Annotated in this window: 23 protein-coding genes; 10 read left to right on the forward strand and 13 right to left on the reverse strand. The window is 43.0% G+C overall.

What is annotated here, in order from left to right; all coding sequences use genetic code 11:
- Positions 1-98 precede the first annotated feature (98 nt).
- Entirely contained in the window at positions 99-1,070 is a 972-nt protein-coding gene (locus AS141_RS18925; protein WP_057939266.1) for a FecR family protein, read from the reverse strand.
- Positions 1,071-1,188: 118 nt separating this feature from the next.
- A complete protein-coding gene (locus AS141_RS18930; RefSeq protein ID WP_057939267.1) occupies positions 1,189-1,716 on the reverse strand; it encodes a sigma-70 family RNA polymerase sigma factor in 528 nt (175 codons plus the stop codon).
- 213 nt (positions 1,717-1,929) lie between these two features.
- Here AS141_RS18930 and AS141_RS18935 point away from each other — a divergent pair, with 213 nt between their 5' ends.
- The 4 genes from AS141_RS18935 (at position 1,930) to AS141_RS18950 (ending at position 6,319) form a co-directional block, all read left to right on the forward strand.
- A complete protein-coding gene (locus tag AS141_RS18935; protein WP_057939268.1) occupies positions 1,930-2,652 on the forward strand; it encodes a 3-ketoacyl-ACP reductase in 723 nt (240 codons plus the stop codon).
- Positions 2,653-2,743: 91 nt separating this feature from the next.
- The gene (locus AS141_RS18940) at positions 2,744-3,649 is read left to right on the forward strand and encodes an NAD(P)/FAD-dependent oxidoreductase (RefSeq protein WP_057939377.1); all 906 of its coding nucleotides are present in this window, start codon (positions 2,744-2,746) and stop codon (positions 3,647-3,649) included.
- A gap of 283 nt (positions 3,650-3,932) precedes the next feature.
- Complete coding sequence (locus AS141_RS18945; protein ID WP_057939269.1) at positions 3,933-5,225, forward strand: parallel beta-helix domain-containing protein; 1,293 nt, start codon at positions 3,933-3,935, stop codon at positions 5,223-5,225.
- The gene (locus AS141_RS18950; RefSeq protein WP_057939270.1) at positions 5,225-6,319 is read left to right on the forward strand and encodes an SO2930 family diheme c-type cytochrome; all 1,095 of its coding nucleotides are present in this window, start codon (positions 5,225-5,227) and stop codon (positions 6,317-6,319) included. Before AS141_RS18945 ends, AS141_RS18950 begins: the two co-directional genes overlap by 1 nt.
- A gap of 264 nt (positions 6,320-6,583) precedes the next feature.
- Here the strand turns inward: AS141_RS18950 and AS141_RS18955 are convergent, their stop codons facing one another.
- From AS141_RS18955 to AS141_RS18985, 7 genes are all read right to left on the reverse strand, one after another.
- Positions 6,584-7,177 carry a porin family protein gene (locus AS141_RS18955; protein ID WP_057939271.1) on the reverse strand — a complete coding sequence of 198 codons (594 nt, stop codon included), beginning with the start codon at positions 7,175-7,177 and terminating at the stop codon, positions 6,584-6,586.
- 55 nt (positions 7,178-7,232) lie between these two features.
- Positions 7,233-8,315: an alanine racemase gene (locus tag AS141_RS18960; protein ID WP_057939272.1), complete on the reverse strand. Its 1,083-nt coding sequence runs from the start codon at positions 8,313-8,315 to the stop codon at positions 7,233-7,235.
- A gap of 1 nt (position 8,316) precedes the next feature.
- Positions 8,317-8,757, reverse strand: a complete 441-nt coding sequence (locus AS141_RS18965; protein WP_057939273.1) for a GNAT family N-acetyltransferase — start codon at positions 8,755-8,757, stop codon at positions 8,317-8,319.
- Entirely contained in the window at positions 8,754-10,190 is a 1,437-nt protein-coding gene (locus tag AS141_RS18970; RefSeq protein ID WP_057939274.1) for a sodium:solute symporter family protein, read from the reverse strand. The genes AS141_RS18965 and AS141_RS18970 overlap by 4 nt, the downstream gene beginning before the upstream one ends.
- 419 nt (positions 10,191-10,609) lie before the next feature.
- Positions 10,610-11,359, reverse strand: coding sequence for a succinate dehydrogenase/fumarate reductase iron-sulfur subunit (locus tag AS141_RS18975; RefSeq protein WP_057939275.1), 750 nt, complete (start codon positions 11,357-11,359; stop codon positions 10,610-10,612).
- Positions 11,360-11,385: 26 nt separating this feature from the next.
- Positions 11,386-13,320 (reverse strand): fumarate reductase/succinate dehydrogenase flavoprotein subunit, encoded by a 1,935-nt coding sequence (locus AS141_RS18980; RefSeq protein ID WP_057939276.1) that lies wholly within the window; start codon positions 13,318-13,320, stop codon positions 11,386-11,388.
- 10 nt (positions 13,321-13,330) lie between these two features.
- Positions 13,331-14,011, reverse strand: a complete 681-nt coding sequence (locus AS141_RS18985) for a succinate dehydrogenase cytochrome b subunit (RefSeq protein ID WP_057939277.1) — start codon at positions 14,009-14,011, stop codon at positions 13,331-13,333.
- A gap of 297 nt (positions 14,012-14,308) precedes the next feature.
- On the opposite strand from AS141_RS18985, the gene AS141_RS18990 reads away from it, so the two are divergent.
- The 3 genes from AS141_RS18990 to fabD all read left to right on the forward strand — a co-directional run bounded on the left by AS141_RS18990 (position 14,309) and on the right by fabD (position 18,471).
- On the forward strand, positions 14,309-17,089 hold the full coding sequence (locus tag AS141_RS18990) for a T9SS type B sorting domain-containing protein (RefSeq protein WP_057939378.1): 2,781 nt from the start codon (positions 14,309-14,311) through the stop codon (positions 17,087-17,089).
- Positions 17,086-17,529: a thiol-disulfide oxidoreductase DCC family protein gene (locus tag AS141_RS18995; protein ID WP_057939278.1), complete on the forward strand. Its 444-nt coding sequence runs from the start codon at positions 17,086-17,088 to the stop codon at positions 17,527-17,529. Before AS141_RS18990 ends, AS141_RS18995 begins: the two co-directional genes overlap by 4 nt.
- Before the next feature lie 66 nt (positions 17,530-17,595).
- Positions 17,596-18,471: an ACP S-malonyltransferase gene (gene fabD / locus AS141_RS19000; RefSeq protein ID WP_057939279.1), complete on the forward strand. Its 876-nt coding sequence runs from the start codon at positions 17,596-17,598 to the stop codon at positions 18,469-18,471.
- Between the two features lie 75 nt (positions 18,472-18,546).
- Here the strand turns inward: fabD and folK are convergent, their stop codons facing one another.
- Positions 18,547-19,032 (reverse strand): 2-amino-4-hydroxy-6-hydroxymethyldihydropteridine diphosphokinase, encoded by a 486-nt coding sequence (folK, locus tag AS141_RS19005; RefSeq protein ID WP_057939280.1) that lies wholly within the window; start codon positions 19,030-19,032, stop codon positions 18,547-18,549.
- 71 nt (positions 19,033-19,103) lie between these two features.
- Between folK and sppA the strand changes: the two genes are divergently transcribed.
- A complete protein-coding gene (gene sppA, locus AS141_RS19010; protein WP_057939281.1) occupies positions 19,104-20,870 on the forward strand; it encodes a signal peptide peptidase SppA in 1,767 nt (588 codons plus the stop codon).
- A gap of 24 nt (positions 20,871-20,894) precedes the next feature.
- On the opposite strand, the gene AS141_RS19015 is transcribed toward sppA, so the two are convergent.
- A complete protein-coding gene (locus AS141_RS19015; RefSeq protein ID WP_057939282.1) occupies positions 20,895-21,788 on the reverse strand; it encodes a flavin reductase family protein in 894 nt (297 codons plus the stop codon).
- A gap of 63 nt (positions 21,789-21,851) precedes the next feature.
- Here AS141_RS19015 and AS141_RS19020 point away from each other — a divergent pair, with 63 nt between their 5' ends.
- On the forward strand, positions 21,852-22,709 hold the full coding sequence (locus tag AS141_RS19020; RefSeq protein ID WP_057939283.1) for an endonuclease/exonuclease/phosphatase family protein: 858 nt from the start codon (positions 21,852-21,854) through the stop codon (positions 22,707-22,709).
- Between the two features lie 188 nt (positions 22,710-22,897).
- Here AS141_RS19020 and AS141_RS19025 read toward each other — a convergent pair whose 3' ends face one another.
- On the reverse strand, positions 22,898-23,437 hold the full coding sequence (locus tag AS141_RS19025; RefSeq protein WP_157243534.1) for a hypothetical protein: 540 nt from the start codon (positions 23,435-23,437) through the stop codon (positions 22,898-22,900).
- 5 nt (positions 23,438-23,442) lie between these two features.
- The gene (locus AS141_RS19030; RefSeq protein WP_057939285.1) at positions 23,443-24,666 is read right to left on the reverse strand and encodes a hypothetical protein; all 1,224 of its coding nucleotides are present in this window, start codon (positions 24,664-24,666) and stop codon (positions 23,443-23,445) included.
- A 239-nt stretch (positions 24,667-24,905) separates the two neighbouring features.
- On the opposite strand from AS141_RS19030, the gene AS141_RS19035 reads away from it, so the two are divergent.
- Positions 24,906-26,177 (forward strand): DUF4270 family protein, encoded by a 1,272-nt coding sequence (locus AS141_RS19035; RefSeq protein ID WP_157243535.1) that lies wholly within the window; start codon positions 24,906-24,908, stop codon positions 26,175-26,177.
- Positions 26,178-26,179: the final 2 nt, after the last annotated feature.

The following is a 26,179-nucleotide window of genomic DNA, read 5'->3' on the forward strand; positions in this document are numbered from 1 at the left end:
TTGACGATTTCATATTTTTAACGTGTTCATGTGATTAATTGTCTCAAGCACTTATTTACTGGAATAGAATGGATCCGTTGGCCTGATCCATTCCTCTTTTAAGGGCAATCTTTGAAGGTTAGGGATACATTTTTAGCATCTATTTTGTAGGTCAGCGGTATGGAATATTGGATCAGTTGGAGCAGGTTTTCCAAACTTTGATTCTTATAGGTACCAGAAATCTGACAAGAATTCGTTGCGTTGATATCTGATGTGATTTTCACACCATACCAATCTTCCAGCGTCTTGATCATGTCCGCCATAGACGTATTATCGAATACCAGTACATCTTCAGTCCAGGAGAAAACGGGGTCATTTTCGGCGATAGTAGACACAGATCCAGTTTGTTCAGCATAGTCAAGCCGCAGATTTGGAGTCAGCATAAAAACAGAATCGATTTGGTCAAAGACTTTCACAAGACCAGTTTTCACTGCCACTACTTCTTCCTGATCCGGTTGATTTCTGATTAAGAATGAAGTTCCGAGCACTTCGGTGGTCAGGTGGGCGGACTCCACCCTGAACGCATGAAGTGTATCTCTTTTTACTTCGAAAAATGCTTCCCCGGAGAGCCTCACAAATCTATTTTCCGAGAAGTTTTCAGCCACTTGGATGCGGGTATTATGAAATAAACTCACTGTGGAACCGTCTGGCAGGCGGACTTTTTTGATCATGCCTTTCAAATTTTCAAAAGTCAGAAACTTTGCAACTATAGGTTCCGAGGGAGTAGAATACTGAGTCTTCACTGCCAAAACTCCAATTCCGACTACTAAGAGAATACTTGCAGCTACCTTCCAGCTAATAAAACTATACTTCGTTTTTGATTTAGGTATTTGGGTTCGGGTTGCCTTATGAATATTGAGTAGAATTTCAGATTCCACCTGCGCCTTGTCCCGCTTCTTATAATCCTGAATGTGCCACTCAGAGCCAATCCCTTTGTCATACCAGGAATTGAATTGTTGTAATTCTTCCTTAGAAGCTTTTCCCCGTAGGATTCTGGAAACGATGCCCGAAAGGACAGATGGTAATCTCATGAGTAGTTATCTTTCACTTATTAAGTGTCAAATCAACCATCTGACTACCGTCCGATTTGATTATGTAATCATGAAATATGATAGGAGAAAAATTAATCTCTGCGTAACAAAGGGAAGTTTAGGCAAGGATATAAACGGCGATTGCAGGAGCCAGATGCTTCAGTTCACCGCGCATGATTTTGAGAGATTTGCTCAGCTGATTGTGAACAGTCTGAGGAGAAACCTTGAGTTTATCTGCGATTTCATCTGCAGAATAACCTTCCAGTCTACTCATCCGGAAGACCAGCTGAGCTCGGGGTGGAAGCATCTCCACTGCGATTTCTATCTCATTGTAGAGCTCTTCGAATCCAAAAATATTCTCTTCGTAAAAGGATTCAGGCAAGGTATTACTGCTGTTTGCCCTTACTTTGGCCAGCTCATCAAAGTGCTTCATCACCTGATATTTCACAGCTGTAAGCAGGTAAGCTTTTATTCCTGATTTAATCTCCAGCGAATCTCTCCTCTGCCAGATATCTATAAAAATCTCCTGTAAAATATCCTCCACGATGGACTGATCACCAATTTTGCTGTAGGCACTTTGGTACATCAATTCCCAGTTATCCTTGAAAACCTGTTCGAAATGTGCTGAATTTTGAAAAGTGGACATAATCCAGAGTTGGGGTATGTCTCAAAATTAACCGGGATCAGCGTCAAAGTGGAATCGAAGAGATTAAGATATTATTAATAGAATTTCTTACCCGGATGCAATCTGTCTGTCTTAAAAAGAAAAAACTACAGATCTACTAAAAGTTGCCTATATCAGAAATGAACTCTGAACTCTTATTTTGAATTAGATCTATAGCTTTTAAAAGATCAATTTATGCAATCACTACAAGGAAAAACCGCGCTGATCACCGGTGCAGGAAAAGGATTGGGCAAGGCAATAGCCGTGACATTGGCCAAAGAAGGAGTTCATCTGGCACTTCTATCGAGGACAGAGTCCGACCTGCTTGCCGTCAAAGATACCATCGCAGGAATCGACTCTACGCTAAAAGTCGCGATAGCAGTGGCAGATCAGTCTGATTTCCCGAGCATCAAAACCGCTATCGCTTCATTGACCACTGAGGTTGGAGTCCCTGATATTTTGGTCAACAACGCAGGAATCGGCAAATTTGGCAAATTTCTGGATCTGGAAGTAAGTGAATGGGAGAACATCATCAAAGTCAACTTACTAGGCGTGTACTATGTAATCCACGAGGTACTTCCAGGTATGCTCGCCCGCAAGTCCGGAGATATAATAAATGTATCCTCCACTGCCGGCCAAAAAGGAAATGCAGTGACCAGTGCCTACAGTGCTTCTAAGTTTGGACTGAATGGCCTGACCGAATCTCTGATGCAGGAAGTCCGGAAATCGGATATCCGTGTCTTCAGTATGACTCCGAGCACTATTGCTACTGACTTGGCTATAGGAAACAACCTGACAGATGGCAACCCTGACAAAGTGTTACAGCCTGAAGATTTTGCAGAGTTGCTGGTCTCTCACCTAAAACTCCCGAAAAGAGCTTTGGTGAAAAATGTGGAGTTCTGGTCAACGAATCCGTAAGAATTTCGGTCAATTTCAAAGCAATCATTAATGCAACAGTATTGCATTAATGATTGCTTTTTTTACCTTTGCATTCAAACCTACTTTAATTATGAAAGCAAGCAAATTTGACGTGATCATACTAGGCGGAAGCTACGCAGGACTATCAGCGGCTATGGCACTGGGAAGATCTTTGAGGAAAGTTCTGGTGATAGATGCAGGAAAACCCTGCAACCGACAAACTCCCCACTCTCATAATTTTTTGACACAAGACGGAAAAACCCCTGCGGAAATCTCTTCGATAGCCAGAAAACAAGTGGAACAGTACGACACCGTCACTTTCCTTTCCGGGTTTGCTATGGGGGCAAAAAAGACCAATTCAGGCTTCGAAATCAAATCCGAAGATGACGAAACCTTTGAAGGGAAGAAGTTGATTCTCGCCACAGGAGTCAAAGATATCATGCCAGAGATTCCTGGCTTTTCCGAATGCTGGGGAATTTCGGTGATCCATTGTCCTTATTGCCACGGATATGAGGTTCGTAATGAAAAAACAGGGATTTTAGCCAACGGTGATTTTGGATATGAATTTTCAAAGATGATAACCAACTGGACTAAAGACCTGACACTTTTCACCAATGGCAAATCAACACTGACAGTCGAACAGTCGGAAAAACTGACATCTAAAGGCGTCAACATCCTTGAAACTGAGATTGAAAGTATTGAGCACAAAGCGGGCGAGCTTGAATATTTGAACCTCAAGGGCGGCGATATTTTCCCACTAAAAGCCATGTATGCGAAGGTGACCTTTGTGCAAAGTTCGCAAATCCCGTCTCAGCTTGGCTTGGAGCTGACTGAGCAAGGGCTAATTCAAGTAGATCAATTCCAAAAAAGTACCCTTCCAGGTGTTTACGCATGCGGGGATTCTACTACCATGTTTCGGTCAGTGTCACAGGCAGTGGCTTTAGGGACAATGGCAGGGGCCGTATGCAATAAGGAATTGATAGATGAGGGATTTTAAAAAAATCCGTCTTGCTCTGGAAGTGAGCCACTAAAGTGAAACCGATCGACATCGTCTGGATACATGTAGCAATTACGCTCTTTAGAATTTCAAGTGTTTTCCCTCTTAGGCTTCGCAGAAATTCCTTTGGGATTTTTGACATCGTTGTGTATTCAAACCCGGGCGGTTAAAGCTATCATGCAATACAGCTCAACAGGACCGCAAGTGATTTATTGACAAAAGTCAAGGACATCTTTTTCTTATATTAGGTAGATTTGAGAAACCCAAAATATTCTCCTGCCTTATGAAAAATTTACACTTCTTCCTATTCACTGTATTTTCTATTGGCATATTTGGATGCAGTACCTCTTCCAATGAGAGAACCTTTGACAGCTCCCAGTTACCTAGGATGAGTCAGGAACAAACCGAGAAAATTGTCGAAGACTTCATTATGGCCGAAGATGGATCGATCATCGAAATCCCTGCTGGATTCTATGAACTGAATACCCAGCTTATCCTGGACAATAAGTCAAATATTACCATCAAAGGCTCGGGACTTAGGGAAACAGTGCTCTCCTTCAAGAACCTCAAGTCAGGGGGAGAAGGAATCAAACTAGTAGGAAATAACATCACTATAGAGGATCTTACGGTAGAAGATGCACCCGGAGATGGAGTGAAGGCCCAACATACAGACGGAATTACTTTTCGTAGGATCAATGTAACCTGGACAAATGGCGACAAGTCTAAAAATGGAACTTATGCGATTTATCCTGTTCAATGCAAAAATGTAATGATAGACGAGGTGATCGCTTCCCATTCCCGTGACGCTGGAATCTATGTTGGTCAATCTGAAAATATCATTGTCAAAAATTCCCTGGCCTTTGGAAATGTGGCAGGAATCGAAATCGAAAATTGTGACAATGCAGAAGTTTTCGGAAATGTAGCCCGTGACAATGCAGGTGGGATTTTAGTTTTCAATCTACCTGGCTTGCCAAAAGCAGATGGAAAAGGCACTAAAATCTATGACAACGATATTATTGAAAACAATCACGAGAACTTTGCCACAGCAATCGGGGAAGGGCCGAATGGCAATACGGTAACCATGATCCCTCCAGGTTCAGGCGTGATTTTACTTGCCGCAAAAGAAGTGGAAATCTACAATAACCGTATCCTGCGTAATAAAACCACAGGAGTAGCCATCGCCAGTTATCAGATTACAGGATTCCCGAGTGAAGCACCGAACTGGTCTCCATTCACTACAGCTATTTATGTGCATGATAATGAGTATGACCGCACGAAAGGTTTCCCGGACCTGAGCAGGGAGCTGGGACAATTGATCAGCATTTACAATGCTCATGGCAAAGCCAAAACACAGGATATCATTTATGATGGAATCTGGGATGAAGCGATCAGCAAGGACATTACCACAAATCCAATGCGTATTTGTTTGTCAGAAAAAGGTTTGGAAGATCTATTTTTCACGCGGTTCGATTTTACGGAAGGCGAGGACAATATCAAAGCTTTTGCTGATGCCACCCCATTCCAAAACTGCACCATAAGCGTAAATACAAACGTCAGCGCAATTGCCGAAATGTAATGGGAACGGGTAGAATTTTCCTTGGTTTCAATCTATTGCTTCTACTGGTGATTTTCATCTTTGCCTGCAAAAATAGTCCTGAAAATAGTGTGATCGCAGAAGATGAGTTAACAGAAGAGCTTGCCGATGGGGATTTCCCCTACAAAAGACTTTCTACGTATGGGTTCTTTTCAGGGAAATTAAATGAGTTAATCCCGGTAGAAGCAGTAATTCCATACACGCCAGCGTCATCTCTTTTCACTGATTACGCACGGAAAAGCAGATTTATTTTCTTTCCGGAAGGAGAAAAAGCAGTATTGGCTTCCAATGAACTAAGCTTTCCCACTGGGACGGTATTGATCAAGAATTTCTACTATCCCGCTGATTTAAGACGGCCAGAAAGCGCTAAGAGAATCATCGAAACAAGGCTCTTAATCAAGAACGAAAAAGGATGGGAAGCTTTTCCGTACATCTGGAATGACGGTCAGACTGAAGCAATCTTAAAAGTAGTAGGCGGAGAAATAGAAGTGTCATTTACCGACTATGACGGGAAAGAGCAAGTGATCAACTACCTAGTTCCTAATAAAAACCAGTGCAAAACCTGTCATAACCAGAATGAAACTCTAGTACCTATAGGGGTGAAAGTGCAGCATCTCAATAACGAGCAGGAATTCAAATCCGGAAAGGCCAATCAACTGGCTCACTGGACAGAATTGGGAAAACTGGAAGGATTTGAAGGCGAAAAGGCCCATCCTGCGATGATTAATTATGAAGACATAAAACTTCCATTGGATGAAAGGGCTATGGCCTACCTAGACATCAATTGCTCGCATTGCCACAGCGAAGAGGGCCCTGCAAGTACTTCTGGGCTTTTTTTAACGTATGATCAAGTGGACCCAAGGAAGCTCGGAGTGAATAAAATCCCTGTGGCAGCGGGAAATGGAGCCGGAAATTTCGATTTTGATATCGTTCCGGGGAAAGCTGATGAATCTATCCTCACACATCGAATGAATTCCACAGAAATTGGAATTGCCATGCCGGAACTCGGAAGAACCACAGTTCACAAAGAAGGTGTGCAGTTGATTAAGGATTGGATTAATAGTATGGAGAAGTAAACTACCCACCCACCGCAGAGCCGATGGGTTGGATTTTGGTAGCCCAGGATTATCGCTTTTTATCCAGTATTTTAATTGAATTAAAATAACTGAGTTCTTTGTGAAATCTTGATTGGCTTAGTGGATTCTCCTGACATGCGCCAAAGCTGAATCCCTTACGAAATCTTAGCGGCAAAGAAAACATGCGCATTCGTTTAACTCTCGATGGTTAAAAAAAACGCCTCCGAATTTCAACGGAGGCGTTTTAGCTTAGTTTCTCTTCACTTAGAATGTATAGCCGGCAGACAGTTTAAACCCTCTGTTGAATACATCCGCGTCACTGTCTTTGAATATCGGGGTGAATCCATAATCATAAGAGGCCTGCACGTTGAAACCTTTCGGAAGATTGTATCCCACGCCAAGCACTAGTCCAAAGTCTGTTTCTTTAATAGCATCTGAATCATACGAAATTGTGTTGCCGAAGAAATCCCCTTCGAATTTGGAACTGGCAAGGAATGAAATCTGTGGTCCTGCGAAGACATTAATCCCATCTGTCGGGTACATTCTCAAAAGCACCGGAACATCTACATACCCCAAAATCGCTCTACTATTAGCAAAATCATCATTTTGAGTTCCTTTGACAGCATAATAAACCCCAGGCTCCAAGGCTAGTCTATCGGTCATAAACAACATGGTGTACCCACCTACATGGAAACCTACCCGGTTTGTATAATTATTTTCTGAGACATCATCGCCGCCAAAGTTGAAAAGACTGGCTCCGCCCCGGACACCAAATCCTCCCGGTTTATCAGACGATTGCGCTTGAGACAACAGGACTGCTCCGAGTCCGAGAGCAAGAATTAACACTACTTTTTTCATAGTCTACTACTAGTTGGTTTTGCAACTATACTCCCACGACCATGCCAAAAACTAATCAATCTAAACTCTCAATTACTTTTTTATCGATGTAGCCCGAATTCAGTAGACTCAAAGCCCCCATGTATTTCATATCAAAATTCAATGTATCACCCACCTTATAGTTGTTGGGATTTTCGCCCAGATTAATAATCAACATATCAGAACTGGCTCCAAGGATTTCATATTTATCATCGCTTGGAATCAGGTACTTCGGATCCACATCCAGCAACCCTATGTCAATAATGGCTCTGAAGGAACTTTGCCCATAAAGTGATTCGTCTATTTCGGCAGTTTCTCCCTGTGGATTAGCAGCCAGATTCCCAACAGGCAAAAGAGGTTTTTCCTGCATTTCTATGATCTCCGCATGGAGCTCAAATACATCTCCATTCATACCCTGTATCACTTTTTCCTCAAATAAGTCAAGCCCAAAATATAGGGTTTCCCCCACTCGGAAATGGTTGATCCCTTTAGGAAGCTGATGGGTCAGCATCAATGGAATGGTTACCGAAGTCCCTGCAGATACCCACGGAATTTTCTTGTTGAATTTCAGTTCGATGATTTGCTTGTAAAGAGAGAGCTGAATGAGTTTGTCCGTAGAGGGCATTACACCATTGAGACAATTGAGATTGGTACCTAGACCAATTACCTCAATGTTTGGAAGCTGGAAGATTTGGGAATAAAATTCCACCAATTGCTCTCCCATCACTCCTTCCCGAAGATCTCCGGTCTCAACCATAATAATAATCTTATGCTTTTTGCCTTGCTCCACCGCCTCCTGGCTTATCCATCGGATCGTTTCCAGTTCACTATTCAAACTGACATCAGCAAACTGCACCATTTTCCCTACGTTCCTTTTCGAAACCGGCTTGATGTAAACAGTCTGAATATCTGATTGAAGAGACTTCACCATAGCAAGATTGCTTATTCTGCTATCATGTATTTCATCCACTCCCAGATTGATGAGCTCTTGAAGAAAGAGTTTATTGCCACAGAGTAATTTTGACACTACTCCCCAAGAAACTTCATTTGCTTTAAAAGTCTTCTTGAGAAACTCGAAATTCTCCTTAAGCTTAGCTTTATTTAATGTCAGGAAAGCCATTTTACTTGGTCAACCTCATTTCGAGGTATTTGTTTGTAAAGCCGATTCGTTCATAAAGCTTCTTGGCAGGATTGTCCGGCTCCACATGCAGAGCAATAGAACCATTGGCCATCTTAATAGCCATATCCATGAGTTTTCCGCCGATACCTTTGCCTCTTTGCTCGGCATCTACAGCTATATATACCAGGATATTTTCTGGTATATAGCCAGACATTCCTGTTTTGTTCATAACAAGTACGCCGAGAAGCTTGCCGTTTTCCCGCGCCATCACGACAAAGCCTCCGGCATGTAAACTTTGATCCAAGGCATAATCCAGGCATTTCATAATGTCTTCCTTTGGATCACCGTATTGTCCCAGATGAACAAAAAGGAAATCTGCGATCTCATTTTTCTGTAAATAAGTTGCAGAATCAATAGTGGTTAGAGTTTCTAGTTTGATCATATAGATTTTAACTTTGAACTGTGATTTTTTTCATAATAGATCACTGACAAAAATGTCAGCAAAGAGAGCGTGAGCCCGAATAAGTTGGCATCCAAACCAAATGGTAGTGAGACTTCAGAAATAATCAACCCTGCGGTCAGACTTCCCCCGCTAATCATGGATGAAGTAGCTGCTTTGGCATTGTTCTGCCCAAAGAACAACCCCGCCACCACAGGGACCAACAGCCCAGAAACCATAAATGCATAGGAATATAGCATCAAACTTAAAACTTCTGTCATTTGCCAGGCAATTATAATTGCCACTATCCCTATTCCCAGGGTCAATAGCTGCGATATCCTCATCTCTTCTTTAAGAGATTTTTTAGTGAAGAATTTTCCAAGAATATCGGTAGTCAGATTTCCTGAAGCTGCCATCAGGCAAGAGTCTGCAGTAGAGAGCACCGCCGAGAAATAGGCGGACATCATCAGCCCTAAGATACCAGCAGGCAAGATCTGACTTAGCAAAACCGGAAGTCCCATCTCCGGATCCATTGCGGTGGTAAATCCCTCAAGCGCACCCTGCTCCACGGCCACTCTGGAAAGTAAACCCAAAGAAACCCCTAAAAGTGCCATAATCGGCCATTCAAATAGCCCGGCAATAAACCATGCCTTCTTTGCCGACTTCACATCTCTGGCCGCAAAAATTCGCTGATAGAGCGTCATGCCAACAAACCAGATCGGAATGATTGTAATCCCCCAGTTGGCAAGATCCTGCCAGGTAAGATTGGAAAAAGAAAAGAATTCTCGGGGCAATACACTTTGAATACCTTCCCAACCTCCAACATAAGTATAGGAAATTGGTATGCCGATAAACATTAAGCCTGCCATTAAGATAATCCATTGTATGGTGTCGGTATAGATTACAGCTTTCAAACCGCCCATCACGGTATATATCACTGCCACAGCTCCCATTATTAACAGGGCATACGAAAGGTCAAGTTCTGCGAAAGTCCCAGAGGCGAGTTTGGCCCCAGCCAAAAGTTGCGACGAAGTAAAACCCAGATATCCGAGGAAACAGATTACGGCAGCAACTTTGGCAGTGGTAGAATTATAAAGATGGCCGATGATCTGAGGAAAGGTAAAAAACTTGGCAAAAGCAGGATCAGATTTCACACGGGGAATCAATACTACCGCAGCGAGCCAAGCACCCAAAAGCCCTGTAAAAAGCATCCATGAGCCGGATAATCCCATCACAAAACCCAGGCCACCCAAGCCTATTGAAAATCCTCCTCCTACGTCAGTGGCTACTACCGAAAGACCAATATGCCAATGGCCTATATTCCGACCTCCTACATAGTAATCCTCCTGACCTGAGTTCTTGTTCATGTAAAAAAATCCCACACCCAGCATCGCCAGCATGTAGGCCACAAAGATCCCCAGATCTATATAACTCATATCTATTCTCTATTTGTAACAAAATCTTCTTGAAATATAATTTTTCAAAGTTAATCAATAAGCCTCGCATTCAAAATTTTAATTGGTATTATGGCTGATTTTGGTCATTCAGTGCAATTTAGCATTGGAATAATTCTAAAAATAGAATAGACAGGAAGTCCGAGGACAACCGACATAGCAGAGAAATACGTTAGCAAGGGACAAAGTCTAGCTATTAAGAAGGAAGGACAGATAAGGGTAAATTATCTGGATAAAAAAACAAGCTGACTTATGAATGAAGTGATTTTTATTAAGCTAATTATATGTAGTTTTTGTTAGCCTTTATCACTAAATAAGTCAATATACTCTTTGAAAAAGTAGACCCCAAAACCAAAAAAAGCCGACTCTCGCCGGCTTTTCCTATAAAATCTAGGTTTCAATTAAACATTCTCGCTCTTCACTGAAGCTGAGAAATATTCTCTGTTCATACGGGCAATATTGGTCAGGCTGATGCCTTTTGGACACTCAGCTTCGCAGGCACCAGTATTGGTGCAAGCGCCGAAACCTTCTGCATCCATCTGAGCAACCATCTTCTCTGCTCTGGTCATTCTTTCGACTTGCCCCTGTGGGAGCATGGCCAGCTGGGAGATTTTCGCAGAAGTAAATAACATGGCAGAGGCATTTTTACAAGCTGCCACACAAGCTCCACAGCCTATGCATGTAGCCGAATCAAAGGCTTCATCAGCGATTCTCTTTGGAATAGGGATCTCATTCGCATCCGGCACGCCACCTGTATTCACCGAAACGTAGCCACCAGCCTGGATAATTCTATCGAAGGAAGCACGGTCAACCACCAAATCCTTCACCACTGGGAATGCCGCAGCTCTCCAAGGTTCAATCGTAATGGTGTCTCCATCAGAAAATGAACGCATGTGAAGTTGGCAGGTGGTAGTCTGCTTAGGACCATGCGGATGGCCATTGATATAAAGAGAGCACATGCCACAGATACCTTCGCGGCAATCGTGGTCAAAATGCACAGGATCTTCATCCTTTGCTGAAAGTTCCTCATTCAAGACATCCATCATCTCAAGGAATGACATGTCAGTGGAAATTCCATCTATCGGATAGGTTACAAATCCGCCTTTATCGCTGGCGTTCTTTTGTCTCCATATTTTTAATGTCAGTTTCATACTAGTTATGAATTAATGTCTTGAATTTATTTGTAAGATCTCTGGGTCAGCTTCACGTTTTCGAAGACCAGCGGCTCTTTGTGCAAAGTTTCCGGAGCATTTTCAGCCATAAACTCCCAAGCTGCCACATACGCAAAGTTCTCGTCATCTCTCAATGCTTCACCTTCTGGAGTTTGGGATTCCAACCTAAAGTGTCCCCCACAGGACTCACTTCTGTTCAGCGCATCGTCCACCATCAGCTCACCAAGCTCTAAGAAATCAGCCACTCGGCTGGCTTTTTCCAAGGTCTGGTTCAATTCTTCATTCGCTCCCAGCACTTTCACATCTTTCCAGAATTCCGCTCTCAGCTCCTGAATCATGCCTTTTGCTTTGGTCAAGCCCTCTGCATTTCTGGCCATACCACAGTATTCCCACATGATATGTCCTAGCTTCTTATGGAAGTAATCCACTGTTTTGCTGCCCTTGATACTCAATAATTGCTGGATGGCATCCTTCACTCCTTTTTCAGCTTTCGCAAATTCCGGATGATTGGCATCTACCGGGCTTGGTCCGATTTGCGCCAAATAATCACCGATAGTGTAAGGAATCACAAAGTATCCATCTGCCAGACCTTGCATCAAAGCAGAAGCTCCCAAACGGTTTGCTCCGTGATCTGAGAAGTTTGCTTCCCCAAGTGAATACAGCCCAGGAACTGTGGTCGACAAGTTGTAATCCACCCAAAGGCCACCCATCGTATAGTGAACTGCAGGATAGATTTTCATCGGAGTCTGGTAAGGATTCTCCCCGGTAATCTGCTGGTACATGTCAAACAAGTTGCCGTATCTCGCGCGGATCGCCTCTTCGCTGTCACGATTGATGGCATCGCGGAAATCCAGGAATACTGCCTGCCCGGTTTCATTTACCCCGCGACCTTCGTCACAGACGTCTTTGGCATTTCTGGAAGCCACATCACGGGGCACAAGGTTACCGAAGGAAGGATATTTTCTTTCCAAATAGTAATCTCTGTCCTCATCCTTGATATCTCTAGGCTTGATTTCTCCTTTACGAAGCTTTTGCGCCAACTCAACCGTCTTTGGCACCCAAACTCTACCGTCATTTCTCAGGGATTCAGACATCAATGTCAGCTTAGACTGATGATCTCCAGAAACCGGGATGCAAGTAGGGTGGATTTGTGTGTAGCAAGGATTGGCGAAGTATGCACCTTTCTTATGTGCTCTCCAGGCTGCGGTCACATTCGACCCCATGGCATTTGTAGATAGGAAAAACACGTTTCCGTAACCACCGGTACAAAGCAAAACTGCGTGGGCAGCGTGAGTTTCAATGGCCCCGGTAATCAAATTTCTGGTCACAATACCTCTTGCATGGCCATCGATAGTCACGACATCCATCATTTCCGTACGGGGATAAAGCTTCACCTTACCGTTGGCAACCTGACGGCTCAAAGCCGAATAAGCCCCTAAAAGCAATTGTTGTCCGGTTTGTCCCCTGGCGTAGAAAGTCCTGGAAACCTGTGCGCCACCGAAAGAACGGTTCGCAAGCAATCCACCATATTCTCTGGCAAAGGGAACACCTTGCGCCACACACTGGTCAATGATATTTACAGAAACTTCTGCGAGGCGGTACACATTGGATTCACGGGAACGATAATCCCCACCTTTGATGGTATCATAGAAAAGCCTGAAAACCGAATCGCCGTCATTCTGGTAATTTTTGGCAGCATTGATTCCGCCCTGGGCAGCAATAGAGTGTGCCCGCCGTGGGCTATCCTGAAAGCAAAATGCCTTCACTTTATAACCCAATTCTGCCAATGAAGCGGCAGCAGAAGCTCCGGCAAGCCCGGTACCGACTACAATAACCTCGTATTTTCTCTTATTTGCCGGGTTTACCAGCTTACTGTTAAACTTATGTTTAGTCCACTTTTCGGCTAATGGGCCTATTGGGGATTTTGAATCTAGTATCATGAGGGACTGATTAGCTCTGTGTGAAATAGATATAAACTGGCATGCTGGCAAAAAGAACCGGGACTAGTATGCTGAAGAGTATACCAATTGTATGGATTGCCGGAGAATATTTTCTATGGTTCAAACCTAAGGTTTGAAATGCGCTGGAAAAACCGTGGGAAAGATGGAATGCGAGGAATGCCATCGCGATTACATACCCTATTACCATAAATTCATTCTGAAATGCGAACAGCACTACCGTGTACAGATCTTTGAATTCTCCTCCTGCGTAATTTACAAATGGAATTCCTCCCCAGTGCATCTCGTACCAAAAGGTCTTCATATGCACCACCAAGAAAATAAGAACTATAGTACCTAGTATCCCCATATTGCGGGAAGCCACTGAGGTAGATGGAGGAGTAGACTGCCCATATCCAATCGGACGGGCTGCCTTGTTGGTTTTTGTAAGCCATATAGACCAAATCACATGGCCGATGATTGAAATATAGGTCAAATAGGAAAGAATCTTCACTGCAGGATTGGTAGTCATAAAATGCGCATAAATATTAAATGCCTCACCTCCATCATCTTTGAACAATAACATGTTCCCTGACACATGGCCTATTAGGAAGAGGATCAGGAAAAGCCCGGTCAGTGACATGATCAGTTTCCTGCCTATTGTGCTACTCAAGGTTTTTGTAACCCAGCTCATACAATTTTTGCGATTAGATTAAAACGAAATCTTTGATTATTAGTGCCAAATTTACATGCGGAACAACTAGCAAACAATCCATTCAAAAACACTTGTCTTATTTTAATCGGTTCTAAATAAAACCCCGCACCGGATACTTCTACTGTCTATTTATCAAGACCGGTAGATTTAATGTTTGATTTTGCGGAGATTTTCTACTTACTTCTATTTATTTCGTATAGAAAGAGATTGTAGGCTAAAACCTTAAAATAAGATAAATTCGTACATTCTACTTCTTCTCAAATGAACTTGACCAATATGAAGCTGAAAATTACCCTTGGACTTTTTCTAATATTTCTGCTTGCCGGGTTTTCTGAAGCTTGGGCTACACACATCAGAGCCGGTGAAATTGTTGCTGAGCGGGTTTCTGTTCAAAACTTAACGTATAGAATCACGGTAGTGGGCTACACTGACACACGCTCCAGTGTGATTTTTGGGCCGGGAACCATCAACTTTGGAGATGGCCGGGAAGTAGCTGATTTGAATACAGAGAAGCTATTTAGTCTGGTTGAAGATCTGGGAAACCAAATAGAAAAAAACACTTTCGTAATTGAACACACTTTTCAGGGGCCCGGCACATACACGATCCGCTTCCAGGAATTCAATAGAAATGACAGAACATTGAATATGGATAACTCAGTGGATACTCCTTTCTATGTGGAGACTACCATTACCATTGATCCTTTTATTGGAGTAAACAACTCACCGGTCCTGACCATCCCCCCCGTTGATAATGGCGCTATAAACGTAAGATACATCCATAATCCTGGTGCATATGATCCAGATGGCGATAGTTTGGCATATGAAATGGACGTGCCTAAGCAGCAGTTTCAGCGCCCTGTTAATAACTACAGAAGTCCTGCTTCTGCTGAATTCAGTTTCAGCCAAGAGGATGGCACCACTCCTGCCTTTCTGACTTTAGACCCACTCACAGGAGATCTGGTATGGGATGCCCCAGGCACAGCGGGGCAATTTAATGTGGCATTTCGCATCAATGAATATCGAAAACTGAATGGGAAGTGGGAACTTATCGGCAGTGTGGTCCGGGATATGCAGATTATTATCGAAAACTCCAATAACAGAAGACCGGAGTTGATATTGCCACCTGATCTCTGCGTAGAAGCGGGGACCAAAATAGAAGAAATCATCCAGGGAGAAGACCCCGATGGTGACCCAATCAAAATCGAAGTCTTCGGCGAACCGATCGAGATCACGACTTCTCCAGCTACTTATTCCCCGGAGAATGATTTTCAATCAAGCCCCGGAATAGTAAATTTCGACTGGCAAACCGTATGTAATCATGTGCGGGCCAGGGAATATGAAGTTCGGGTAAGAATCACTGATGATCCTAGCTCAGGACCAGCTCTGGTGGACATTAAGACCTGGAGAATTAAAATCGTAGGCCCTTCGCCTGTCTTTGATGAAATAGAACAGATGTCCGGAAGATCTGTAGAACTGAACTGGGATCCTTATGTGTGCGCCAATTCCGCAAGTGAAATGCAAATCTGGAGAAGAATCAATTCTGATCCATACGAACCGGACAGCTGTGAGACTGGAATCCGGGCTGGCTATGAATTGATAGGAACTACCAACATGCAAACACTGGATTTCCTCGATACAAATGGGGGAGATGGCTTAGCTCCTGGAAACACCTATTGCTACAGGTTGGTCGCTGCATACCCTGAACCGCGACTTGGTGAAAGTATAGTTTCCGATGAAATCTGTGTCACTATAGATGTGGATGTGCCAATTATCACCAACGTAAGCGTAGAAGAAACTGACCCAACAGCCGGGGAGATTTTCGTAAAATGGACTCCTCCTTATGATATTGACAAAGTGCAGTACCCTGGCCCCTACAGCTATGAATTACTTAGAAGCACCGGCTTTACGGGTAATTCAGAGCGTGTTTCTCTTGGAATCACTTCAGATACGCTTTTCACCGATACTGGTCTGAACACCCAAAACGTCGTATACAACTATGAAGTAGTCTTGCTGGACAGGAACACTAAAATTGACACTTCCTCCAAAGCTTCCTCAGTCTGGACAGATCCTACTATTATCAATGAAGCCATTGAGTTGAATTGGCAATTTACCGTTCCATGGAATAATTCTGTCAGCCAATACAAGCATGAAGTCTACAGAAACAGAACTGATGCCGAAGCTGCTGACGAAGACAGTTTTGTGAAAATAGCGGAAGTCGATGTGACTACTGAGGGCTTTAAGTACCTCGACGATGGAAGCTTCAATGGAGTGCCACTGAAGAAAGAGATAGAGTACTGCTACTATGTGATCACCAAAGGCTCCTACAATGTAGCAGGATTGGTGTATCCACTGGAAAACAAGTCCCAAATTATATGTGCCAAGCCTGATGATAATCGATTACCATGCCCACCGGTGTTGACTTTCGAAGGCCCGGAATGTGCTGCTTATCTTGCTGAAGTCCCGTGTAACAATACTGTTTATGAGCATGAGTTAAGTTGGGTTCCTGATGTATCCGGAGAATGCGACGATGAGCTTGCAGGATATAGATTATACTATACCGCTGATGGTGAAGAAAGCCAGTTTGAAATGATTGCAGAACTATCTTCTCTTGAAATCTCTACTACTATAAACGATCTCACCACCTATCGCGGCTGCTATTACATTACTGCTGTGGACAGATCGGGCAACGAATCCGAACCAAGTAATATAGTATGTGTAGAGAACTGCCCTAGCTACAATTTGCCCAATGCATTTACTCCAAATGGTGATGGGGTGAATGAAACCTTCATGGCTTTTGACAATCCATTTGCGCAGTGTCCGCGATTTGTACTGGGAGTCGAGATCTTTATTGTCAATCGCTGGGGCGTAGAAGTCTTCTCTTACAATAGCCTCGAATCTTCTGAAAATGACATCTTTATCAGATGGAATGGAACAGATAAAAACGGCAATGAACTCCCTGCAGGAACTTACTATTACTCCGGAACCGCTGTATTTGATGTACTTGATCCTGCGCTTAAAGAACAAAGTTTGAAAGGCACAATTCAACTGCTTAGATGACCCAACCCAAATCCATCATTTTCTTTGATGGGGTTTGTAACCTTTGCAATGCTTCCATTGATTTTGTGATCCAAAGAGATAAAAAAGATCGCTTTTTGGTGGGAGCATTACAGGAAGGCTTCAGTAGAAAAATCCTCTCCCGATTTGATGTAAGGGAAGATTACCTAGACTCCCTTGTCCTTTTGGAAGAAGGAAAGATCTACTACAAAAGCACTGCTGCACTGAAAATAGCCAAGAACTTAGCTGGACTTTGGCCAGCTTTGTATCCGCTTATTCTTTTGCCAAAATACCTTAGAGACTCTATTTACAATTGGATTGGAACCAACCGATACAGATGGTTTGGAAAGAAAAGCTCTTGCAGACTTCCCTCCCCTGAGGAGAAAGCTAAGTTTCTTTCAGAGGACAACGTCTCTCAAACTGGAATCCAGCCACACGCTTGAATTCTCCGGTGCAGTCTGGCTTTAGGAAAAGAGGTATATTTGCGCCGAACAAAAAAACACTAGTTAATGAAGGCATTTGTTTTTCCGGGTCAAGGCGCCCAATTCCCAGGAATGGGAAAAGCCCTTTATGAAGGTAATCCCAAAGCAAAAGAATTATTTGAGCAGGCAAATGAGATCTTAGGTTTCCGTATTACGGACATCATGTTTGAGGGAACTGCAGAAGAACTACAGCAAACCAATGTGACCCAACCGGCGGTATTTCTTCATTCCGTAATTTTGGCTAAAACAACTCCTGATTTCGCTCCGGACATGGTAGCAGGTCACTCACTGGGTGAGCTCTCAGCGTTGGTTGCTAACGGTACTCTGGCATTCGAAGATGGTCTTAAGCTAGTTTATCAGCGGGCGCTTGCCATGCAAGAAGCATGCGAAATCAATCCATCCACCATGGCTGCAATCTTAGGATTGGCAGATGAAAAAGTCGAGGAAATCTGTGCCAGCATCACCGATGAAGTGGTGGTACCCGCAAATTATAACTGCCCTGGTCAGCTGGTGATCTCCGGGTCTAACAAAGGCATCGAAATCGCCTGCATAAAAATGAAAGAAGCCGGAGCCAAGCGTGCATTACCCCTTCCAGTGGGAGGAGCATTTCATTCTCCGCTGATGGAACCTGCCCGTGAGAAATTGCAGAAAGCCATAGAAGCAACTGAATTCCATGCTCCCAGCTGCCCGATCTACCAGAATGTAAGTACCACTGCTGTAACAGAAGTGTCAGAAATCAAGGCAAACCTCATTGCCCAGCTGACTGCTCCTGTGAAGTGGACACAATCCGTTCAGAATATGGTTGCTGACGGAGCTTCCGCATTCGTAGAATGTGGCCCGGGAAAAGTCCTACAAGGCCTAGTCAAAAAAATCCATCCTGAAGCTGAGGTTTCAGGTCTATAAAACACAAAACCCGCCTTTTGAGCGGGTTTCGTGTTTTATGATTTTCACCTACTCCACGCTATAATTTCTAAACCTTCAGCTGCCCAACTTTTTTACCTCGCTCCTATCCTCACAGTCCTTAAGCATTTCCAAACTGCTTTTTCCTAAAACTGGATGAATGAACTCCGGAAGAATCTCAGCTAAAGGAGCGAGTACAAATTTCCGCTCTGCCAAAAAAGGGTGCGGGATCCTGAGCGTCGGCGTATCAATTATTCTATCTCCAAAATAAATAATATCAATATCCATCGTGCGGTCGCCCCAGTGCTCTTCTCTGGTCCTACCCAAATCCATTTCAATTCCCTGAGTAAACGCTAAAAGTTCGGCAGCAGAATAAGCTGTTTTGATCTGGACCACCTGATTCAAAAAAGCCCCTTTCGCCACCCCTCCCCATGCCTCAGTCTCATATATTTTCGATGCAAGTGTCAGTTCCCCTAATTTTGAAACTGCTTCCACTGCTGACCGGAGCAGTACTTCCCTAAGCCCTTTATTACCTCCTAAAATCAAAACTGCTTTTTCAAACATTTTCGGCTTATAATTGCTTTTGTAAACGTGCCTCAAATTAAGTTATTTTGGAACTTCAAATAATGTAACTTATGAAATTCTTAGGAAATGTACTGGCTGTGATCGTCGGTCTTTTTGTTTTCAGCATATTGAGTGTGCTTCTTATGTTTGGCTTGATCGGCATAGTAGCTGCAAGTGGGGACAAGGAAGTAACTGTAAGCGAAAACACAGTTCTGCATCTGGACCTCAACGGCAGAACCCTCGTCGAGCGCACTTCTGAGGAAGATCTGGATCTTTCCATGTTTGGAAACCCATTTGGCCAGGAATTCAATGCGGGGCTTATTAATCTTAAAAAAGCCATCGCAGAAGCAAAAACCAACGATAACATCAAAGGAATTTACCTTAATACCGGTTTAGTATTTGCCGGACAAGCAAGCTTGCTTGAACTACGGGAAGCTTTAATTGACTTCAAAACTTCCGGGAAATTCATCATAGCGTACGACGAAGCCTATACCGAAGGAGGATATTTCATTGCTTCGGTGGCAGATGAAATTTATCTAAACCCATTGGGTGGGATTGATTTTAATGGCTTCTCATCTGAAGGGATTTTCTTTAAAGGACTTTTCGAAAAAATCGGAGTGAAACCAGAAATCTTCCGTGTCGGAGAGTTCAAATCGGCAGTTGAGCCTTTCATTTTAGAAAAAAGCAGCCCTGAGGCAAGATTGCAGACGCAGTCATTTTTGGACGACATGAATCAATTTGCGCTCCATAGTGTATCAGAATCAAGAGGAATAGCTTACGATACCCTGAAGAAAACCAATGACCTGATGCTGGTTCGCAAGCCTCAGGATGCTGTCACCTATGGATTGGCTACAGATCTTCTATATCTGGACCAAGTGCTTTCCAAACTAAAAGACAAACTCGGAATAGATGAGGATGATGACATCAAGACCATCAATGTGACGGATCTAAATAAAGCAGTCAAATCCAAAAACATCACATCCAAGAATAGAATCGCTGTGATCATCGCAGAAGGCGAGATTGTCGGAGGAAAGGCTGACGGTGTGATCAGTTCAGAAAAATTCGCTAAAGAAATCCGAAAAGCCCGTAAAGACGACAACATTAAAGCAATTGTACTACGGGTAAACTCCCCAGGAGGATCTGTTGTAGCTTCTGAGGTGATCTGGAGGGAAATGTCGGAAGCTAAAAAGGCTAAACCTGTGTACGTGTCCATGGGTGAAGTTGCCGCTTCAGGTGGATACTACATTTCTGCTCCAGCGGATACTATCGTAGCGCAGCCAAACACCATCACTGGATCCATCGGTATATTCGGCATGATGTTCAATGCTCAGGAACTGTTGAATGACAAGCTTGGAATCACCACCGATGTGGTGAAAACCGGTGAATTATCTGACTTCATGAACCCTACCAGACCAATGACTGATGTGGAGCGGTCCATCATTCAAAACATTATTGAAGAGGGTTATGAAACATTTGTATCAAGGGTCTCGGAAGGCAGAGGAATGTCGCCGGAAGCTGTGAAGGAAGTAGCATCGGGAAGAGTCTGGACAGGAAATCAAGCAAAAGAAAGAGGATTGGTAGATGTTTTGGGAGGATTGAACACCACAATTGAACTCGCCGCTGCCAGGATTGGCGCGGGCGATGATTATCGTGTAGTTTATTATCCTGCTAAAAAACCTTGGTTTGAAACTATCATGGAAGATTTAAGCGAGAACGTCCAGATAAAAATCCTCCAAAGTAAATTAGGATCAAACTATTCGCTCTATCAGCAGGTGGAAAAACTAAAATCTTACGAAGGCATACAAGTGAGAATGCCTCAGGATATCATCATAAAGTAGGGAAAGCGGCCAAGGCCGCTTTTTTCATGTTCTTTGTAGTAATATCAGCCAAGCCCTATCTACATCATCCTCATCCAAAGCTTCTTTGGCCAGCAAATGCAAATGGTCAATCAGTGAATCCGGATCATTCTGAAAGCGTATTCTCATTTCCTGAATCTCTGCACTTCGCCCGAATTCAGCAATCTGTGCATCAGTTGGAAATGCAGCTACATTTCCCAATCGGCCTAGGTTATTTCCGTTTAAAATAATACTGTTTCTGACATCCTCTGGCAGCTGATCTATTCCAATCCCCAGGTTACGTAAAGGTTTTGGGATCTGAAACAAAGAAGCTCCACTTGCCCTACAGTACCAATCCCCTCCCAGCCTAGCGACTGCATCCAGTTTTCTTGGATCAATCTTCCCGCTTTCGTCAAAGACTTCCTCATTCACATGAGCCACCAGCACCTCACAGATCACCAGATTCCCTGCTCCACCATTTTCTCCCAGAGGTTTCACCTCATTTACCCGGCACTCGAAAGCCACCTGGGCTTCCTTGATTCTTGGTGGTCTCACCTGCTCTGACTTTATTTGGGTAAACCCCGCCTTGTCAAATTCATTCACCCCCTTTTCATACTCTGTACTCGCCAGAGACATCTGCTCCACCATCCCGAAATGAACAATATGAATAACTACTTCAGGGACTTCCAACACATTCTCCAGTGTATGCTTTGTAGTATTGTCACGCATGCGCCGCAATGGTGAAAAAATCAAAACCGGGGGCTGGGAACTGAATAAATTGAAAAAACTAAAGGGACTTAGGTTAACATTACCATCTGAATCAACAGAACTTACAAAAGCTATTGGTCTGGGAGCTACTGCCCCTTGCAGTAATCCATAAAATTCCAGTGTTGAGAGGTCTTTGGGATAAAAGGTTTTCATTTGATGAAATTATGATTCAATTTTAAAAACTTAAACCATTTTTCAAGAATAAGTTCTGAAATCATGACTGGAATAGTTAGAAGTATCTTTAAAGCAAGTGTCCTCCTTGTTGCCATCAACTTAGGGATAAACATCCTTTCTCTGGCGCAAACGCACAATTTCTCCACATTTAATATTCGATATGCAAATCAAAATGATATCGGAAACCTATGGGAAGACCGCCTACCACATGTGGCTAGCCTCATTCAGTTTCACCAAATTGAATTAGTAGGAGTACAGGAAGCCTTACACAATCAACTCATTGACTTAAGTACCGAACTTGGATATAAATACATAGGCGTGGGACGTGACGAAGGAACCGAAAAAGGGGAATATGCTGCGATTCTTTACGACCCGAAGAAATTTGACATCCTTGACGAAGGGACTTTCTGGCTTTCTCCTACACCGGAAAAACCCAGTAAAGGCTGGGATGCTGCACTGAACAGGATCTGCACCTGGGGAAAATTCAAGGATGGAAAAGGAATAATATTCTATGTATTCAACATCCATTACGACCATAAAGGCCAACAAGCACGTGAAGAAAGCAGTAAGTTGGTAATGGCTCAAGTGTCAAAAATCAACAAAGAAAATGCACCTGCTCTTCTTATGGGGGACTTTAATGTCACTCCTGACAATGTGGCTTACAGTACGATTACTTCTAATCCTGACTGGCAGGATGCACGATTGATCTCAACAGTCCCTTCCTACGGACCGCGGGGATCTTTCACAGGTTTTGACTGGGAAAAAATGCCTGACGGCATCATAGATCATGTCTTTGTAAAAGGAGACCTAAAAGTGATCCGACATGGGATTCTCACGGACAACTACGGTAAAAAATATCCTTCCGATCATTTTCCTGTGTTGGTAGAAGTTTCTTTTTAACTTCTCTTCCACTTCGGGATTCAATATTTGCAGTCCCTCATTCTTCATTTTCCCCTAAGGTTTCACTAAATACAAATAGGATTCTTTTGGAAATGAAAACGCTGTGATGGTGATTCAGGATTGCAATTCCTTAATCATGCAAAACCAACAAAGTCTAAAAAAAAGCAGGTTTCATGCCTTTGTTGGTTTTATAAGAACCCGCGAGGTGGTCCGCTCATAAGCATAGGCATTTTGGGCTTATTTTTCCTATGTTGTTTTGCGAGATAGGATTCCCATCTTGAAAACTGCCTTTCATTCAAAAATCCTGCAAGCCAATCGCCTAGCTGCTCTTCTATAGACTGAATAGGCAGGCTATACAGCTTCACTTCCTCTGTATAGTTTTTTACTACCCCCATCACTTCATCAAAGTCGTTTATATCCTTAATTGTGGCTACATTTTTATGATACGCATATTCTATATGCTCTAATTCTTCTCGGTTGATCTCAAATACGCTATCCGTTTTTTCTTTATACCATGAGATCATCCGGTTTAGCTTCCTGTATTCCGAAGACTGGCTTTTGAGATGAATCCGTTTTGCGAGCACTTCGAGATCGAAAGCTATAATTCCCAATACATTTTCCACAGGCAAGTCAAAGAAGCTGGACTCTTTCCGCTCGTTTACCTTAGGTTTTTGGGCATAAGAGAGACTCGCTGCTAGCAGAAACAGTATTACTAAGTTTATTTTCATAATTATCATTCAAATTTTCTGCGGAAAAACCAGGTATCACCCAAGGAGAAATTGAGCGTAATTGTATTGAGGGATTCTTTGGAAATAATATTGATATCCCCCATGGTTCTGTATTTATAGCCTATGGCCAATCTGCTGGATCCATTGAGGGGAATGCCTACAGCAGAACTCACTTCGTAGGCAGAAACTTTAGCTCCTTCAATCCGAATGGAGCCCGTGTCGTAATTGGCTCCAAGAGAGAGACTCATCCGTTTGATGAATTCTGAGCCGAAATAATTGGGGATAAATTCAGCTCCCACACTATAGATCTGGTTAGTTATGCTATAAGCCTGGTCAGCTGTAGGAAATCCATAGAGGACGTCTGCTCCAATCGTCCACGACTTATTCTGGAAAGAAAGTCCAGCGCGAACAGTACTGCCAAGCTGGTAATCCAATTCAACCTCTTCAGCATCATAAAGTACTTCCTGACCTAGGTAACTTTCCACGCGGGAAGTTCCGCTTCCTTTAAGCTTATAATACCACTGACCGGAAGTCCCGAAGGTGAGCATGTGCTTTTCATTCTGTAGTAAATTGATCTGAATGCCTGCTTCCGTCCCTAACCCGGTATATGATTTATTCCTAGCATATAAAAACCCAGCTTCATATTGATCTAGATAAGTGGTTTCTTTTTGGAAGTTTCCAAAAAGAAACGAAGGCCTAATACCCACCGAAATCCGCGAGCTGAGACTAGTTGCAAAGTTGAGATAGGCTTTATTGATATTTCCCCAGCCCTTAAATATTCGTATGTATCTGTCGGCCATTCCTTCAAAATAATAGGTATCAGAATAGCTGTAGTCTTGTATAGTAACCGGACTTAACCCCAATGAAACTGTGATCTTCGGAGAAAACCGAAACCACATACTGAAATAATTTAGGTTAGAAAAGTTGTTTGTGATAGTCTCATTTCCTGTAGTGATTCTTTGCTGGTTGTAGGACACATCAACGTCTAGGATAAAGGTATGAGATAGTCCAATACTCGTTTGCGAGGCAGGATTGATGGTATTTAAGAAATAAGGAGACCTCACTCCTGCCCCGACACCGCCCAACCTCTTGGCCAAACTATAACTGTCGTATGTCGGCAATCCTAATCCAATAGTTGAATACAATGAACCATGGCCTCGCTGGGCCATACCTGAGATCGAGGACATAAGCCAAAAACAAAACACCAAGCCCGGAAGGTATTTAATCATCTCTGCTTTTTTGTATGCAAGCTATGTACAACAAATGGGGTCAGATATGAATCTAGAGGAACAGCCAATTTTTGTAGGTCAAGAAGAAAATTCTCCTGACGAACAAGCTTACTGTACCAAAGCCAGCCCCCCTTTCATTTGATAGACAGGATATAGTCTTTCCTCTAGACATTATGCCCGTTGTTCTACTTTCTCAATATGTGAACAGCAGGGGCGATAGCTTTGGAACAAAAAGTAAAATGAAGTCCAGAATTGCCCTCAGCTTATTGGTTTTAATCCTAAGCTCCTGTTATGAAAATAGCTTTCTGGAGGAAATACCGGAAGTAGATATCGAAGAAGATTTCTCCATCCGCAAAATTGAATTTGCTGACATATCCTATTCCAGTTATTTTCAAGATAGTATGGTCACCAGTGCACAGGAGACTTTTTTGTTGGGAAACAATACTGATCCTTTCAGAGGTACGGTAAAAGCAAGTCCATACTTCGAGTTTGAATTGAGCAGCACAGCCCCCGGATTTGATGATGACGCGATGTTGGATTCTATTGTATTTGTTTTAAAAATAGATGCCTCACACTTCGACACCATACCTGAGTTTGACCTTAACATCTACCAGCTCTCGCAACGATTGGAATATCAAAACGAGGATGATGTATTTTATGATTTTGAGACCTTCGCCACAATTAGCACCCCACTGGTCTCGACCAAAGTCCAATATCTTCCTTCTCGCGATTCAATCAGAATTACATTGCCCATGGAATTTGGATTGGAGCTATTCGAAAAAGCAAAAGGCTCTGATAAAATCTTTAATAACAACGAGGATTTTCTCGATTATTTCCCGGGATTCATGCTGGAAGTCACAGGCCAAAGTCCTCTTATGCTAGTATCTAAGGAATCTTACATTTCACTCTACCACAAAGTTCCTTTACAACTTCGTGAAGACAATGAAGAGTACAAAATACCCGTTGGCGTATATGCTCTAGGTTATAGCCATTTGCAGGTAGATCGATCAAAAACCCCCTTTTCTCTAGCGCAAAATTATACCCTACTTCCTTCGGAAGATAGTCAAGATCTTGTCCTTGCAGATGAGCTAGGATCTGGCGGAATACGGATTGACTTGGGTGATCTTACCTATATAGGAGATGTACCTTATGACTATTACATCTCAGAAGCTTATCTCTACCTGCCAGTTAAGAAAGGCACCTATGATGGTAAACTCAATCAGCCTTTGCAGGAATTAGAAGTTTATGTGATGGATAAAAACAATACCATCCAATCCTACCTTACTCAAGCTACCTTGACATCCATTGATGAAATTTTCCAGGAAGCCACCTACTTCAAAATCCCCATCAAAGACTTTGTGGACAGTCAAATCTCAGGCAGTCGGCAGACTGACGGACTCTGGCTCAATGTTCCTTCCTCCGCTTCATTCAATATGGGCTATTTAGTGGTAGGTGAAAACAATACCCAATACAAATCAAAAATAGAAATTACAATTATCCCTTTAAACTAAGA

It is taken from the genome of Algoriphagus resistens, assembly GCF_001442615.1.
Lineage (GTDB): Bacteria > Bacteroidota > Bacteroidia > Cytophagales > Cyclobacteriaceae > Algoriphagus > Algoriphagus resistens.

Bases quoted from the DNA above. Each gene is read 5' to 3' on its own strand.
- AS141_RS18925 (WP_057939266.1), bottom strand. From the start codon at position 1,070: ATGAGATTACCATCTGTCCTTTCGGGCATCGTTTCCAGAATCCTACGG.
- AS141_RS18930 (WP_057939267.1), bottom strand. From the start codon at position 1,716: ATGTCCACTTTTCAAAATTCAGCACATTTCGAACAGGTTTTCAAGGAT.
- AS141_RS18935 (WP_057939268.1), top strand. From the start codon at position 1,930: ATGCAATCACTACAAGGAAAAACCGCGCTGATCACCGGTGCAGGAAAA.
- AS141_RS18940 (WP_057939377.1), top strand. From the start codon at position 2,744: ATGAAAGCAAGCAAATTTGACGTGATCATACTAGGCGGAAGCTACGCA.
- AS141_RS18945 (WP_057939269.1), top strand. From the start codon at position 3,933: ATGAAAAATTTACACTTCTTCCTATTCACTGTATTTTCTATTGGCATA.
- AS141_RS18950 (WP_057939270.1), top strand. From the start codon at position 5,225: ATGGGAACGGGTAGAATTTTCCTTGGTTTCAATCTATTGCTTCTACTG.
- AS141_RS18955 (WP_057939271.1), bottom strand. From the start codon at position 7,177: ATGAAAAAAGTAGTGTTAATTCTTGCTCTCGGACTCGGAGCAGTCCTG.
- AS141_RS18960 (WP_057939272.1), bottom strand. From the start codon at position 8,315: ATGGCTTTCCTGACATTAAATAAAGCTAAGCTTAAGGAGAATTTCGAG.
- AS141_RS18965 (WP_057939273.1), bottom strand. From the start codon at position 8,757: ATGATCAAACTAGAAACTCTAACCACTATTGATTCTGCAACTTATTTA.
- AS141_RS18970 (WP_057939274.1), bottom strand. From the start codon at position 10,190: ATGAGTTATATAGATCTGGGGATCTTTGTGGCCTACATGCTGGCGATG.
- AS141_RS18975 (WP_057939275.1), bottom strand. From the start codon at position 11,359: ATGAAACTGACATTAAAAATATGGAGACAAAAGAACGCCAGCGATAAA.
- AS141_RS18980 (WP_057939276.1), bottom strand. From the start codon at position 13,320: ATGATACTAGATTCAAAATCCCCAATAGGCCCATTAGCCGAAAAGTGG.
- AS141_RS18985 (WP_057939277.1), bottom strand. From the start codon at position 14,011: ATGAGCTGGGTTACAAAAACCTTGAGTAGCACAATAGGCAGGAAACTG.
- AS141_RS18990 (WP_057939378.1), top strand. From the start codon at position 14,309: ATGAAGCTGAAAATTACCCTTGGACTTTTTCTAATATTTCTGCTTGCC.
- AS141_RS18995 (WP_057939278.1), top strand. From the start codon at position 17,086: ATGACCCAACCCAAATCCATCATTTTCTTTGATGGGGTTTGTAACCTT.
- fabD (WP_057939279.1), top strand. From the start codon at position 17,596: ATGAAGGCATTTGTTTTTCCGGGTCAAGGCGCCCAATTCCCAGGAATG.
- folK (WP_057939280.1), bottom strand. From the start codon at position 19,032: ATGTTTGAAAAAGCAGTTTTGATTTTAGGAGGTAATAAAGGGCTTAGG.
- sppA (WP_057939281.1), top strand. From the start codon at position 19,104: ATGAAATTCTTAGGAAATGTACTGGCTGTGATCGTCGGTCTTTTTGTT.
- AS141_RS19015 (WP_057939282.1), bottom strand. From the start codon at position 21,788: ATGAAAACCTTTTATCCCAAAGACCTCTCAACACTGGAATTTTATGGA.
- AS141_RS19020 (WP_057939283.1), top strand. From the start codon at position 21,852: ATGACTGGAATAGTTAGAAGTATCTTTAAAGCAAGTGTCCTCCTTGTT.
- AS141_RS19025 (WP_157243534.1), bottom strand. From the start codon at position 23,437: ATGAAAATAAACTTAGTAATACTGTTTCTGCTAGCAGCGAGTCTCTCT.
- AS141_RS19030 (WP_057939285.1), bottom strand. From the start codon at position 24,666: ATGATTAAATACCTTCCGGGCTTGGTGTTTTGTTTTTGGCTTATGTCC.
- AS141_RS19035 (WP_157243535.1), top strand. From the start codon at position 24,906: ATGAAGTCCAGAATTGCCCTCAGCTTATTGGTTTTAATCCTAAGCTCC.